Origin of the sequence: uncultured Maribacter sp., from assembly GCF_947500985.1 — a bacterium.
GTDB lineage: Bacteria > Bacteroidota > Bacteroidia > Flavobacteriales > Flavobacteriaceae > Maribacter.
This window is the reverse complement of record NZ_CANMTX010000003.1, coordinates 134,581-147,730: the sequence shown is the minus strand read 5'-3', so window position 1 is coordinate 147,730 and position 13,150 is coordinate 134,581. Positions and strand designations below refer to the sequence as shown.

Genomic DNA, 13,150 nt, shown 5'->3' with positions numbered 1-13,150 from the left:
CTATTTATGTTGTTGTAAGCGTTAATTCTATATGCTTGATAAAAATTATTGAAGTGAAATGATTAATTTGTAAGTAAATTTGAAGCATGTCAGAAGAACGATTAATGTCTAAAAAAAAACCTGCTTACCCTGTAAGTGAGGCTTTAGATGGCTATTTGGAAAATTATAGCCGTAAAACAGAAATACCTATATTTTATGATGACCTTCTTCGTTTTGCCGGCTCAGTTGCGGTGTATGATGATAATGATGTAGATACACTTTGGATAAGGGTATTTTACTCTGAATTTGAAAGAATGGAAATAGATGAGAGTTTGAAAAAAGTCTATTCTATTTTACTCTCTGATGGTACAGATAACATTCATAAATATTTAAATGTCGATTCAGTTGATTTTTGCACATTTGGTAATTCAAAACCTTTTCGAATTAAGGTTCGAAATATTTTAAATGACAACTTCACTTATTTTTATATTAAAAAGACCGATGCATCACGTATTTATGGTTTGGAATTAGAGCATATGCTGTCGCCTTATAACTTGACTTTTTTAGTTTATAAGGATACATTAATTGAGGAGCATATAGCCGGTATACCTGGGGATATGTTTATTAAAGATATGCTGCCGAAATGCACGGAGCCTGAAAAGGCACAGTTAGCTAAAGAATTTGTAAAGTTTAATGAACGTTGTATGATTCGTTTATTAGGTGATATGCGTTCATATAACTATGTCATTGTACCCACTCATGATTTTGACCATGTGGTTTATAAAATTCGAGCAATCGATTTTGACCAACAATGTTTTGAAGGTAAACTAAAAGTCTATAGACCTCAGTTTTTTAAAGAAAATTATAAAATGGTAGAGTTGGTGCGTAGTAAATTAACACGAGATTCTGTTGATCAATATAAATTGGAAGAGCGTTCTATGGTCGCTAAACGAATTTTAAGCTCAGGAAATAGAATTAAAAAATTACGAGCTATCTGTAAAATAGATGATATTTCTACACCAGAAAATATAGCAATGCTTAGAGAAGAAATAGAAGTTCTTACTATGGATATGAAATTTCAAACATGTACTAAAATGGGAGAAGTATTAGATTTAGCATTAGATTTTGTACGTCGTAATTATGAAGATGTTAGTGTAAAACAGATCATAGAACAAGATATTAAAGTAAATAATTAGGGTTTGAATAAAAAATCCTTTAAGCAAAAAGCCGATTATTTTCATTAGAAAATAATCGGCTTTTTGCTTATTAATAACCAGTGAATATATGAAATACTAGCTCTTTTGTTCTTTGTTAAAATACACCAAATAGTAATACATTTGTCTTTCTTCATCCCATCCTTTTTCTACAAATTTCTCTGCAGATTCAGGGTTGATAAAATCCATTTTTATTTGAATATTAGTGTCTAAATTAATGACATTCTTTATTTTTTTACGAGCATCTGATACTGCCTTGTTGGCAATGTCGAACGTAGAAACATCTTCAATACTAAACTTCGGTCCTTTCTCTGTTTTATAGTGCTTGAATTCTGGTATTAATTCCGGATTTTCCATTACTTCGTTTAAAAAAGTAGACTCTTCAAAAGAATCATTTTTTGCAAAATGGTTTACCGCACGGTTCATGAATAAAACCTCTTGTTGTTTGTCTTCGGCAGGTAAAACAACCTCTTTAGCAAAGTCTTGGCAAAATTTCAAGTAGTTTTTAGTCTTGAAGTTGTCATCTGAAAGTGGTTCAACACCTAAAAAGTTTTCTATCCAATACTTCGTGTCGTACTTATTGCTATCTACAGAAAGTACCTTATAACCCTCTTCTTTTTCAACATTGAAAATCAAACAACCCTTATCTAATTTATTGATATTAATTCCTTGTTGAATAACGATATCTAAATTGCTATTCTTTTCTTCGAACTGGATAAAATCGTGTTTTAACTCACTCTTGAAAATTCCAATTGCATCAACTTTTTTGTTGTCTAAAAGTAATCCAGAAAGGAAAGCTACATATACTTCTCCACTTTTAATATGAGGGTGATTAGATTGCTCAAATAATAATGAAGCTACTTTTTTTGAATTTAAATGTGCTTTTGAAGGGTCTTCAAAAACTTCACTTACAATTTTGTACAACTCGTTAAATTCTACATCAACCTCATTTGCGAGTTTATAGTAGTTCTCTTCTTTTTCTCTAAAAGGTTTAAAAAAATATTCTTTTAATAAACCAGTTGTTTCATCGTTAAGTCTAAATGGTTCTTCTGAAAGAAAAACACCTTCATTTTTATTTTTGTTACCAACTCTATGTATAGAAATACTTTCAATTTGGGTAGCATATAGGTTAATCATAAAATGTTCTAAATTAAATGGTTAGTAAGCGAAAATGTATTTTTGCTCGAAGTTTAGTTCCAATTTTCATCGAAATCTAAATCGTCGTAATTTTCAAAAGTATCATCAAAATCGAAAGCGCTGTTCTCTGCTTCAAAGTTCTTTTCTGGCGGAGTTTCTGGTAGCTCACCAAACGTAAAAAGTACATTAGGGTATGAGCGACCATCTTCATTTTCTTGCATATCTGCAAGCTCAACGAAAAAGGTCCACATGTTCATGAAATCGTATACGTAAATCAGTTTTGGGTTGTTCTCGGTCATGATATCTTCTAAGAAGGTTTCGTTCATTAACCGTACATCAGACCCAGATTCGCTCATATCAAAAAGAGCAATCTCTTCGTCTTGTTTCCACTCTTCATCACAGGTATAAAAAGAAGCCATTTCATTTCCTAAAAATCCAAATGCCTGAGTAATGGCATTATGAAATTCTTCTAATGAATTATGGGACTCAATCTCTAAATCTCTGAAAATATCTTCTTCAGCGTCTAGAATTACACGAATTTTATAAATCATACCTTAATTTTTGTGGGTCGGCAAAGTTACGAAGTTTTCGAGTCTTTTCTAGGTATTAATGCATCTAAAAGTATATAGAATTGAACTCCGAATAGAATAGAGGCCAATACAAGATGCAGCGGCTGGCTAGCAAAAGGGAAATCTAAATAGTTCATGGCAATACCCGTAAATACTTCAACTACCAGTAAAAACAAGACCCAGTAAATTTTAAAGTGTCCTAAATCTAATTTCGTAATTCTGTATGCTAAGAAAGCATTTACTACTATGACAATAATAGAAAATGAACGGTGAATATAAAATAGGAGTTCAGGGTTTCTCAACCAATGATCTCTTGCATTGTAACCGAAAATGTCTATTTGCTCGTCTATAAATTGTCGTACCTGGGTCCCCATAGCAATTTGAACAAGTGTCAATACTATTGCTACAATACTGATATTCAATACTAATTTATCATATTTAATACGTTTATTCTCTTCATTAGCTAAATAGATAACATAAAGTAATATCGCTACGATTACCAATGCCATAAGCATATGAACTGTAATTTTTGCGGGCTCTAAAACGGAGTATACAACCGTGGCGCCTAGCCAAGCTTGAAATACCATGCCAACAACGACTAACCATGATAGTATGGGTATGCGCTTTTTCTTCTTCCAAAATTTAATAGACATTATGGCTAGCAACAGGGTGGCAAGACCCGCTAAGGCACCAAAAAGTCTATTTATATATTCAATCCACGTGTGCCATGGGTTAAACTCTGCGTAGTCATGTTTGGTATACGCTTCCCAATTTGCGGAATTGAAAGAATCTTTTGTAGTAAATGATTCTTTAGAAACCTGTAAGGTTTCACGATAAATAATTACTTGACCTTTTTCAAATAATCTATCTGGTTGCCATTGTATCTCGGTTACTTCTGTTGGTGGTATATAGTAACCAAAACATTTGGGCCAATCTGGGCAACCCATTCCGCTACCTGTCATTCTAACTACGGCACCTGCGACAATCACTAAATAAACTAATACCAATGATGTTTTGGCAATTTTTCTAAATGTAATATCCATAAATAATATCCATTCTATTTTGTACTCTGTAGACCTAATTCAGCACCTTTAAGATACATAAAATCTTGTGCCGCTTTATATTCATTTGGAATTTCTCCCTCTAAAATTGCTTCTTTAATCGCTTCTTTTATAATTCCGATTTCCTTCGAAGGTTTTAATGAAAAAGTTTCCATTATTTCTTCTCCACTAATAGGTGGTTGAAAGTTTCTAACATGATCGCGAGCTTCTACTTCTTCAATCTTTTGGCGAACAACTTTAAAGTTTTGATGGTATTTACGTTGCTTCTTCGGATTTTTAGTTGTGATATCCGCTTCGCATAAAGTCATTAAGTCTTCTACATTATCACCGGCATCAAAAACCAACCTACGCACGGCTGAATCTGTTACATAATCTTCAGATAGTATAATAGGTCTTGAACTCATTAAAACCATCTTCTGAACGAATTTCATTTTCTCGTTCAATGGCATACGTAAACGTTTAAATAATTTAAAGACCATCTTTGATCCTACAAATTCATGTCCGTGAAATGTCCATCCAATTTTTTTATGGAATCTTTTGGTCGGTGCTTTACCTATATCATGTAACAAAGCAGCCCAGCGTAACCAAAGATCATCTGTAGCTTCAGATATATTATCGACTACCTCTAAAGTATGCCAAAAGTTGTCTTTATGTTTTTGACCTTCAATTTCTTCTATGCCTTGTAATGCGGTAAGTTCTGGTAGAATTAGTTCTAGTAATTCTGTTTTATGTAGTAATGAAAAACCTAAAGAAGGCTTTTTACACAAAATAATTTTATGAAGTTCATCTAATATTCGCTCATTAGAAACAATTTTTAGACGGTCTTTATTTTCGGTAATAGATTGTAAAGAGGGGAGAGCTATTTGAAAATCTAATTGGGTAGCAAAACGAATGGCCCGCATCATACGTAAAGGGTCATCTGAATAGGTAATGCCAGGTTCTAAGGGAGTTTTTATAATCTTGTTCTCTAAATCGGCTATACCGCTAAAAGGGTCAAGAAGGGCTCCGTAATTCGATTTGTTCAATGAAAGCGCCAAAGCGTTTATAGTGAAATCGCGTCTTTTTTGATCATCTTCTAAAGTGCCATCTTCTACGATAGGTTTGCGACTATCGCGCTGATAACTTTCTTTACGTGCGCCAACAAATTCAAGCTCTATGCCATGACTTTTGATCATGGCAGTACCAAAATTCTTAAAAACCGATACTTGAGGTTTGCCTTCTAATTTAGAAGCAACTTTTTCGGCAAGTTTAATACCGCTGCCAATGGCAACGACATCTATATCTTTAGGTATGTTACGTTTTAAAAAATAATCTCTTACAAAACCTCCAATTACATAACAGTCTACAGAAAGCTCTTCTGCAGCATCTGAAATAATCTCGAAAATTGGGTTGTTTAAAGCGTCTGTATAGCTCTCTTGCATGTTCTTATTCTCGAATAATCTTCACCGTATTATTATTAGAAAGTCTAATAATAGATGAGGCGGAGCTATTCTGTTTCTCACGATGCAAATTTACCACATAGTCCACACCTTTTAAAATAGCTTCATCTATATTTTGAAAAGATTTAGGTGTGTTGACCCCAGAAATATTTGCGGAGGTAGAAACAATTGGCTTTTTGAACTTACCTATAAGGTAGGTACAAAACTTATCTGATGCTACCCTTATGGCTAATGTATTATCTTCTGCAATGAGGTTTTTAGCTATCCCACGAGGTTTATCATAAATAATGGTAGTAGGTTTTGTAGAAAGATCTATAAGGTCATAAGCAAGCTCAGGTACTTCTTCGACATGTTTTTCAAGCATGGCATCATTGGCGACTAAACATATTAAAGCTTTGCTGTCATCTCGTTGTTTAAGTTTATATACCTTTTTAACAGCTTCTTCATTGGTTGCATCACAGCCAATTCCCCAAACCGTATCGGTAGGGTAGAGTATGAGTCCGCCATTTTCAAGAACTTCTATGCATTTGTTGATTTCTTCTGTCATGTCTATTTAACTGGTATTATAAAAAGGTATCTGGTGAAATATTGAAATATTTGGTTATCGACAACCATTGTGTTTTATTCTTGTCACCGCTAATATTTGATTTTTTCAGGGACTGCTTTTGAGAACCTATGATAGGAATTGGTGTTTTTGCCTTATTCTTTGCCTGTACAGCATTTGTTCCTGCCATAAGTGCCATAGCCTTAAACCATAAATCATCTGCTTTCGGTGCCAATTTTAAAAATAATGTTGAATCAGTTACTTTTTCTGAAAGAGATTTTGGTGGATATAAAACCCCCTCGGCACCAATAGGTATTACAGCAGCTGTATTAAATTTTGACCGTTTAGAATAAACCCAACCTCTATAAGATTGTAATTCACCATCATTGTTATAGGTAATATATCTGGTCTGGTTAGCTATGATTTTATTTGGATGCACTTGATGTTCTTTAAACAATAATCGAAGCCAGTTTTTTCTATAAATCATATCATCATCACAAGTGATAATAATATCATTGGGGAACAATTCTAAGCTATGAATGAGCTTTCTATGAGAACAAGTTAAATCAGAATACATGATTTCAAATAAATCACTTTCTAAAGAAGTTAGTTTTTTGGGAATTTCATTTTTTAAAGAATGATGTAACCATAAAACTATTTGTTTTGGTCGCGTATCTTGGTTTAAGAGACTTCTTATGGTTAAATGAAGTGTGCCTAGCCTTGAGGGAATAGAGGTTAAAGAAATAATTATCGGTATTTCCTTCTTACCCTCTGTTATCATGCTTTTAGACGAAAGGGCTAAAAGTTTAACCGAATTGTAAATTGATACAGGAATTTCTTTTAACTTCATTTTACAATGCTGTAATTTGTCTCTTTATTAAGAGACCGTCTTTTCTAGATCAAAGATAGATAAGAGTTTTATATTTTTGCAGTAATTTGAAACGTAGCATGGAGATTCCTAAAATAAGTATCATTGTTAGTACGTATAATGCCGAAGAATGGCTAAAGAAGGTACTTTGGGGTTTTGAGCAACAAATCTTTAAAGATTTTGAAGTTGTTATTGCTGATGATGGATCAAAGGCTCCTACGAAAGAACTACTTGCTGAAATGGCTGAAAAGGTACATTACCCAATTGTACATGTTTGGCAAGAGGATGATGGCTTTCAAAAATCTAGAATATTAAATAAAGCTGTTTCGGCATGTTCTGCAGATTATATTATCATGACCGATGGTGACTGTATACCTCGAGAAGATTTTGTTCAAGTACACTACATTAACAAAGAACAGGGTTATTTTATTTCTGGCGGATATTACATGCTACCCATGAATATATCTAAATTGATAACTCTAGACGATATTGAAAAACAACGATGTTTCAATATTCAATGGTTGAAAGAAAAAGGAATTCCGCAGACTTTTAAAAACAATAAACTTACTGCGAAAGGATTTATTTCTAAAATTTTAAACAGGGTAACACCTACTAATGCTAGCTGGAACGGACATAACTCTTCTGGCTGGAAAAAAGATATAGAGAATGTAAACGGATTTGATGAGCGCATGCAATATGGCGGTCAAGATAGAGAGCTAGGGGAACGTTTATTTAATTTTGGATTAAAGTCTAAGCAACTACGTTATAGTGCTGTTTGTGTGCATCTAGATCATAAAAGAGGATATAAGACACCAGAGTCTATTGCAAAAAATGTAGGAATAAGAAATGCTACTAAAAAGGAAAAAAGCGTGTGGACGTTCTATGGCATTACTAAGTAATATGCAAGCTCATTTTTTTGTTCTAATCTTTTAAGTTCATTATAGCGTTCTAAAACACCTAATGAATTAAGGTAGCAAATAATAAAACCTTTTTTGCCATCTAGTATACCAAGACGTAAGATGTAATGGTTGAAAAATTTCCAGCCAGTTTTTAAAACCATCATTACATAACTGAACTTCTTTTCTTTATAAAAAGATTCAATAGCCTTTAAACGACCATATTTCAGCATTTTACCTTTGTAATCCTCGTAATTCTTATAACAGTAGTGGGTTAGTTTTTCTTTGAGAATACCAGAAGTACCATCAACATCTAATGTTTCATGAACAATTTTGCAGTCTGAAAATACAGCTTTACTTTTTCTAAAAAGTCTGTAGTTTTTATCAGTTTGCCATCCGCTGAAATTCAATTTTTCATTCTTAAACATGAACTGACGATAGAACCAAAATGCCGCAATATCTGTATCATTAGATACTGTCTCTGAAATTTCATTTTGTAAAGCATCAGAAACAATTTCGTCAGCATCTAAAAATAAGACCCAGTCATTTGTAGCTTGTTTTAAAGCAAATGATTTTTGAGCAGTGAAATTCTCAAACGGATTTTGAATTACTTTTACTTTCGGGTGACTCTTTAAATATTCAAATGTTCCGTCAGTACTAAAAGAATCAACTACAATAATTTCATCGGCAAAAGAAACTGATTCAATACACTTCTCAATGTACCCAATTTCGTTATACGTAATTACTAATGCGGTAAGTTGTTCTTTTTTGGTAATCATACTTTCCAATTTGATTGGTTTGCTCTAATCGGAGCGAACAAAGTTATAACAAAAAAAGAATTAAAAAATTGTGTTAAGCAGTAAAATTCTTACACAATTGAAATCCAAAGTTATAACATGGTTCAGTTATTAAGAGGATGTTTTTTACAATGGTTGCGTTCAATTATCAAAAAACTCCTGTCTTTTATGATAACCATATTAATGGAAGCGTAGATTGCTAAATACTTAAAAATTGTTAAGGTTGGCTGATGTATTGATAATTAGTGTGCTCTAGAATATTTGAGATTCCATACATGATATCACCTTATCTTTAAAGAGATCAGAAGTAAGTTCTTTGTACAATGATATAACATTTTCTTTTCTTTCTTTCTTAGACTTATTGTTTATCAGTTCAGGTTTAAAATCTTTAAGATGAACAGCCCAATTTTTTGGTCGCTATGATAGGTAATTCAAGCTTCTTTAGAAATCCAAGGTGAGAAAATTGCAAAATTTGGAACGCGCAAGGCTTTTGACTTATTTGATGCCCCCCTTCATTTCCAAAATACCCATTACATTGTTTTAGTAATGCTAAGAAATCTCTTAATGAATTACAGAAAATATCCTGATGTATGCAAATTTTTGAATTTTCAGAACAATAACTTAAAAGCTCTTGAACACTTGATTTTTGATCTCGTGTATAATTCAGGAGTATATTGATACTTTTAAGATTGGTAATTTCATTGAATAATTCAGCGAGATATTTTAAAGGATAGGTTTTGTCATCACTAATACTTTTAATTATAACCATAAGTATTGGTTTAGATAAATCAATACCTGAGATAACTAAAAGGTCTTTAGCCTTGGTTAATGCATCTTATCTTAAAAAATATTTTTGGAGCTAAATTTTCTTCCTTTAATTTGTCGATTAAAGGTGTTAATAATAGCAATCTATTTTCAACAGCTAAACCCAATTCAGTATCAGTAGATTTAGAATAGGTAAATAAGTTTGTGTAAATGAATTTTGAATACCACTTTTCGTATGAAATTTTAATTTTTGCTTTGGAAAATAGCTTATTAAATTGCTTTCAGTTTTACAATATACATGAATTACAGCTGTATATTCTTCCTATTTAAATTCTTTAAGAATCTTATAGAATTTGCTTTTACTTGTTTTATACTCTTTTTTAAAAAGTACTATTTTATCAATAAAAGGATTGCCTGCAACTACAGGCAATGTATGTTCGTAGATTACATAATGTATAGTGGCATCTGGGAAATGAATTTTTAGATGTTCACATATTAGCGTACTATTTAGTACATCGCCAATCATTTTCTGCTGAATCACTAAAAATTTATTTCCCGCCACATTTTTAATTAGAAATGGAAATTAAATATTATTATCGATTAAACCGCCACATCATACTCTCTTAGGGCATCATTTAATGATGTTTTTTTGTTCGTGCTTTCTTTTCTTTTTCCTATAATTAAAGCACATGGCACTTGAAATTCACCAGCTGGGAATTTTTTAGTGTAACTACCAGGTATTACTACTGAACGCGCGGGTACAACACCTTTTGTTTCAACTGGTGTTTCTCCTGTAACGTCAATTATCTTCGTGCTCATTGTTAAAACAACATTAGCACCTAATACAGCTTCTTTTTCAACTCTAACACCTTCAACTACTATACATCGAGAACCAATAAAGGCACCGTCTTCTATTATAACTGGTGAAGCTTGTAATGGTTCTAGAACACCACCAATACCAACACCACCGCTTAAGTGTACGTTTTTACCAATTTGTGCACAGCTACCAACTGTTGCCCAAGTATCTACCATAGTGCCTTCATCTACATATGCACCGATGTTTACATAACTAGGCATTAAAATAGTACCTGGTGCTATATATGCACCATGTCTTGCAACGGCATTTGGTACCACACGAATTCCTTTTTCTTTATACCCTCTTTTCAACGGCATTTTATCGTGGTACTCAAAAATACCAGCTTCTAAGGTTTCCATTTTTTGAATAGGGAAATACATAACTACCGCTTTCTTCACCCATTCATTGATTTGCCATCCGTCTGCTGTTGGTTCTGCACATCTCAACTTTCCTAAATCTAAAAGGTTTACCACCTCTCTAATACTATCCTGGGTAGCAGACTCTTTTAAAAGGTCTCTATTTTTCCATGCTTTTTCTATTTGTGCTCTTAATTCTGTCATTTTCATAAAATTTCCTCAAATATAAGTTGAAGTACAGTAATTACCCGAGCGCAACAGCACATATAACAAATTATCCTTTATTTTTGCCAAAAATTAAGTTTGGGAAAAATTCTTGCAATTGATTATGGAGAAAAGCGTATTGGGCTTGCAGTAACCGATGATATGAAAATGATAGCATTCGGTTTAACTACGGTCAATACTCCAGAAATCTTCACCTATTTATCTGACTATATACCTCGTGAAAATGTGGATGTAATAGTGGTAGGTGAACCTAAGCAAATGGATAATACCGCTTCTGAATCTGAAGTACATATTACACCATTTTTAGTTAAGTTGGCAGAGAGGTTCCCAACAATTCCTATTAAAAGGCATGATGAGCGTTTTACTTCTAAAATGGCATTTCAAACCATGTTGGATAGCGGATTAAAAAAGAAACAACGTAAGAACAAAGCATTAATAGATGAGATTAGCGCAACAATAATCTTACAATCATACTTGAGTTTACCTTAATTAATATGTGGTTAAGATTAGAAATTTTTATAAAACGAAAATTAAGAAATGCTTTAGGTTTTTTTTTTAAGAAAAAAGATATTGCCAAACTAAAGAATTCTAATTTCGTTTTGATTTCGCGAAATTGTTATGGCGGTCAAGTTTATCAATGGTTTGGGTTGACTTATAATTCCCCTTTTGTCGGGTTATTTTTATTTGGACCCTGTTATATGAAATTGCTTCGTAATTTTGACTTTTATTTACAGAAGGAGTTAGAATTTATAGAAATTTCAAAATATGCAGATGCTTATAATAATCATCCAATAGCATTGTTGGGTGATATAGAAATTCATTTCTCGCATTATGAGAACGTTGACGAAGCCCGTGAAAAATGGAATAGAAGAAAACAAAGAATGTTAGGGGTGTCAAAGGATAATTATTTTTTTACAATATGTGATCGAAGAGGAGTTTCTTTAGAAAACATAAAAGAGTTTCATGACTTGGACTTTAAGAATAAGTTATCTTTTTCTTTTGATAAAATTGAAGGTTTAACCAACCATCAGCATATAAAATTTAAAAGAGATCCTAGAAAAAAAAAGGGAAATCCGCCGAATGGAAAAAAGAGATTTAAGCTTAGCTTTTTGTACTTTGACCTTGTTCGTTGGTTAAATGAAGGAATAATAATTAGAACTAGATTTAAAGATTAAAAATGATTTTACCCATTATTGCATACGGTGATCCCGTATTACGTAAAGTAGCGGATGATATTGATAAAGACCATCCAAAACTAAATGATTTATTGGCTAACATGTGGGAGACCATGTATAATGCCAGTGGTGTAGGTCTAGCAGCACCTCAAATAGGTCTGCCAATTCGTATATTTTTAGTAGATACAACTCCCTTTTCAGGTGATGAAGATTTAACTGAAGATGAACAAAAACAGTTAGACGGCTTTAAACAAGTATTTATAAATGCTACTATTGAAGAAGAAACAGGTGAAGAATGGGCTTTTAACGAAGGCTGTTTAAGTATACCAGATGTTCGTGAAGATGTAAGCAGAAAGGATACCATAAAAATCACCTATTTAGATGAGAACTTTAAAGAGCATGAAAAAACCTTTGATGGTTTACTGGCTCGTGTAATTCAACATGAATACGATCATATAGAGGGTGTGTTGTTTACAGATAAATTATCTGCGCTAAAGAAGCGAATGTTGAAGGGTAGATTAACTAATATTTCTAAAGGAAAGATTAGTGTTGACTATCGCATGAAATTTCCTGCGATGAAAAAAGGACGTTAAAATGCCTTTATTATTAATAGAAAAGTGTAATATTTGTCCACTTAAAATTTTAAAATAGTTTATGGGGTTAGAGAAAATTTTATCAGTAGCAGGGAAACCAGGTTTATATAAATTGATAACGCAAACCAGAACAGGTTTTGTGGCGGAGTCTTTGTTAGATGGAAAAAGAATAACAGTAAGCTTACGCAGTAGCGTTAGTGTATTGTCTGAAATAGCTATTTATACGCTTGAGGAAGAAGTACCTTTAAGAGATGTATTCAAGAAAATACAAGAAAAGGAAAATGGTGGTAAAACATCTATTGGACATAAAGAGGAGAAAATTAAATTAGAAGAATACTTCTTTGAAGTACTACCTAACTACGATGAAGATCGTGTTTATGTAAGTGATATTAAAAAGGTTATTCAATGGTATAATATTTTAACTGAAAATAAGATTACCGATTTTTCTAGTGAAGAGGTGGAAACCGAAGAAGCTTCAGAAGAAGAATAGTCTAAGCTCTTGTAATATAAAAAGCCCTTTTGGGGCTTTTTTTTTGTTTAAAAGCTACTAGTAATGCAATTTTAATTTATCATATAAGCTGTTCATCTACAGTTTTTTGTCATTCACCTATACCTTTCCTTTATGCAACTTATATCAATTGAAATAAGATATTAAATGCTGCAAATTTGTGATGTA

Annotated in this window: 16 protein-coding genes; 6 read left to right on the top strand and 10 right to left on the bottom strand. The window is 32.6% G+C overall.

Annotated elements, in window-relative coordinates:
- Positions 1-86: 86 nt before the first annotated feature.
- Positions 87-1,175 carry a hypothetical protein gene (locus Q0871_RS07080; protein WP_299320287.1) on the top strand — a complete coding sequence of 363 codons (1,089 nt, stop codon included), beginning with the start codon at positions 87-89 and terminating at the stop codon, positions 1,173-1,175.
- 96 nt (positions 1,176-1,271) lie between these two features.
- Here the strand turns inward: Q0871_RS07080 and Q0871_RS07075 are convergent, their stop codons facing one another.
- Genes Q0871_RS07075 through Q0871_RS07050 form a run of 6 tightly spaced genes read right to left on the bottom strand, consistent with a single transcriptional unit; the run spans position 1,272 to position 6,793 of the window.
- Complete coding sequence (locus Q0871_RS07075; RefSeq protein WP_299320284.1) at positions 1,272-2,330, bottom strand: nucleoid-associated protein; 1,059 nt, start codon at positions 2,328-2,330, stop codon at positions 1,272-1,274.
- 53 nt (positions 2,331-2,383) lie between these two features.
- Complete coding sequence (locus tag Q0871_RS07070; protein ID WP_299320281.1) at positions 2,384-2,881, bottom strand: hypothetical protein; 498 nt, start codon at positions 2,879-2,881, stop codon at positions 2,384-2,386.
- Between the two features lie 26 nt (positions 2,882-2,907).
- Positions 2,908-3,942, bottom strand: coding sequence for a heme A synthase (locus tag Q0871_RS07065; protein ID WP_299320279.1), 1,035 nt, complete (start codon positions 3,940-3,942; stop codon positions 2,908-2,910).
- Positions 3,943-3,956: 14 nt separating this feature from the next.
- Complete coding sequence (locus Q0871_RS07060) at positions 3,957-5,381, bottom strand: HD domain-containing protein (RefSeq protein WP_299320276.1); 1,425 nt, start codon at positions 5,379-5,381, stop codon at positions 3,957-3,959.
- Between the two features lie 4 nt (positions 5,382-5,385).
- Complete coding sequence (locus tag Q0871_RS07055) at positions 5,386-5,946, bottom strand: L-threonylcarbamoyladenylate synthase (protein ID WP_299320273.1); 561 nt, start codon at positions 5,944-5,946, stop codon at positions 5,386-5,388.
- 16 nt (positions 5,947-5,962) lie between these two features.
- Positions 5,963-6,793: a glycosyltransferase gene (locus Q0871_RS07050; protein WP_299320269.1), complete on the bottom strand. Its 831-nt coding sequence runs from the start codon at positions 6,791-6,793 to the stop codon at positions 5,963-5,965.
- A gap of 98 nt (positions 6,794-6,891) precedes the next feature.
- Here Q0871_RS07050 and Q0871_RS07045 point away from each other — a divergent pair, with 98 nt between their 5' ends.
- Entirely contained in the window at positions 6,892-7,710 is an 819-nt protein-coding gene (locus Q0871_RS07045) for a glycosyltransferase family 2 protein (RefSeq protein WP_299320266.1), read from the top strand.
- Here Q0871_RS07045 and Q0871_RS07040 read toward each other — a convergent pair.
- The 4 genes from Q0871_RS07040 to Q0871_RS07025 all read right to left on the bottom strand — a co-directional run bounded on the left by Q0871_RS07040 (position 7,692) and on the right by Q0871_RS07025 (position 10,685).
- Positions 7,692-8,486 carry a glycosyltransferase family 2 protein gene (locus Q0871_RS07040; RefSeq protein WP_299320262.1) on the bottom strand — a complete coding sequence of 265 codons (795 nt, stop codon included), beginning with the start codon at positions 8,484-8,486 and terminating at the stop codon, positions 7,692-7,694. The genes Q0871_RS07045 and Q0871_RS07040 overlap by 19 nt on opposite strands.
- A gap of 406 nt (positions 8,487-8,892) precedes the next feature.
- Positions 8,893-9,273, bottom strand: coding sequence for a hypothetical protein (locus tag Q0871_RS07035; RefSeq protein ID WP_299320259.1), 381 nt, complete (start codon positions 9,271-9,273; stop codon positions 8,893-8,895).
- A 318-nt stretch (positions 9,274-9,591) separates the two neighbouring features.
- Entirely contained in the window at positions 9,592-9,831 is a 240-nt protein-coding gene (locus Q0871_RS07030) for a hypothetical protein (protein WP_299320257.1), read from the bottom strand.
- Between the two features lie 38 nt (positions 9,832-9,869).
- A complete protein-coding gene (locus Q0871_RS07025) occupies positions 9,870-10,685 on the bottom strand; it encodes a 2,3,4,5-tetrahydropyridine-2,6-dicarboxylate N-succinyltransferase (protein WP_299321258.1) in 816 nt (271 codons plus the stop codon).
- A 99-nt stretch (positions 10,686-10,784) separates the two neighbouring features.
- Here Q0871_RS07025 and ruvX point away from each other — a divergent pair, with 99 nt between their 5' ends.
- From ruvX to Q0871_RS07005, 4 genes are all read left to right on the top strand, one after another.
- Positions 10,785-11,195, top strand: a complete 411-nt coding sequence (gene ruvX / locus Q0871_RS07020) for a Holliday junction resolvase RuvX (protein WP_299320253.1) — start codon at positions 10,785-10,787, stop codon at positions 11,193-11,195.
- 5 nt (positions 11,196-11,200) lie between these two features.
- The gene (locus Q0871_RS07015; RefSeq protein ID WP_299320251.1) at positions 11,201-11,881 is read left to right on the top strand and encodes a DUF1919 domain-containing protein; all 681 of its coding nucleotides are present in this window, start codon (positions 11,201-11,203) and stop codon (positions 11,879-11,881) included.
- A 2-nt stretch (positions 11,882-11,883) separates the two neighbouring features.
- Positions 11,884-12,474: a peptide deformylase gene (gene def, locus Q0871_RS07010; protein ID WP_299320248.1), complete on the top strand. Its 591-nt coding sequence runs from the start codon at positions 11,884-11,886 to the stop codon at positions 12,472-12,474.
- Positions 12,475-12,535: 61 nt separating this feature from the next.
- Positions 12,536-12,964: a DUF5606 domain-containing protein gene (locus Q0871_RS07005; RefSeq protein ID WP_299320245.1), complete on the top strand. Its 429-nt coding sequence runs from the start codon at positions 12,536-12,538 to the stop codon at positions 12,962-12,964.
- The last annotated feature ends 186 nt before the right edge of the window (positions 12,965-13,150 follow it).

What these genes read in the sequence shown, in the direction of transcription:
- Q0871_RS07065 (WP_299320279.1), bottom strand. Translation starts at nt 3,942, where the DNA reads ATGGATATTACATTTAGAAAAATTGCCAAAACATCATTGGTATTAGTT.
- Q0871_RS07015 (WP_299320251.1), top strand. Translation starts at nt 11,201, where the DNA reads ATGTGGTTAAGATTAGAAATTTTTATAAAACGAAAATTAAGAAATGCT.
- Q0871_RS07055 (WP_299320273.1), bottom strand. Translation starts at nt 5,946, where the DNA reads ATGACAGAAGAAATCAACAAATGCATAGAAGTTCTTGAAAATGGCGGA.
- Q0871_RS07025 (WP_299321258.1), bottom strand. Translation starts at nt 10,685, where the DNA reads ATGACAGAATTAAGAGCACAAATAGAAAAAGCATGGAAAAATAGAGAC.
- Q0871_RS07060 (WP_299320276.1), bottom strand. Translation starts at nt 5,381, where the DNA reads ATGCAAGAGAGCTATACAGACGCTTTAAACAACCCAATTTTCGAGATT.
- Q0871_RS07035 (WP_299320259.1), bottom strand. Translation starts at nt 9,273, where the DNA reads ATGGTTATAATTAAAAGTATTAGTGATGACAAAACCTATCCTTTAAAA.
- Q0871_RS07005 (WP_299320245.1), top strand. Translation starts at nt 12,536, where the DNA reads ATGGGGTTAGAGAAAATTTTATCAGTAGCAGGGAAACCAGGTTTATAT.
- Q0871_RS07040 (WP_299320262.1), bottom strand. Translation starts at nt 8,486, where the DNA reads ATGATTACCAAAAAAGAACAACTTACCGCATTAGTAATTACGTATAAC.
- Q0871_RS07070 (WP_299320281.1), bottom strand. Translation starts at nt 2,881, where the DNA reads ATGATTTATAAAATTCGTGTAATTCTAGACGCTGAAGAAGATATTTTC.
- def (WP_299320248.1), top strand. Translation starts at nt 11,884, where the DNA reads ATGATTTTACCCATTATTGCATACGGTGATCCCGTATTACGTAAAGTA.
- Q0871_RS07050 (WP_299320269.1), bottom strand. Translation starts at nt 6,793, where the DNA reads ATGAAGTTAAAAGAAATTCCTGTATCAATTTACAATTCGGTTAAACTT.
- Q0871_RS07080 (WP_299320287.1), top strand. Translation starts at nt 87, where the DNA reads ATGTCAGAAGAACGATTAATGTCTAAAAAAAAACCTGCTTACCCTGTA.
- Q0871_RS07045 (WP_299320266.1), top strand. Translation starts at nt 6,892, where the DNA reads ATGGAGATTCCTAAAATAAGTATCATTGTTAGTACGTATAATGCCGAA.
- Q0871_RS07075 (WP_299320284.1), bottom strand. Translation starts at nt 2,330, where the DNA reads ATGATTAACCTATATGCTACCCAAATTGAAAGTATTTCTATACATAGA.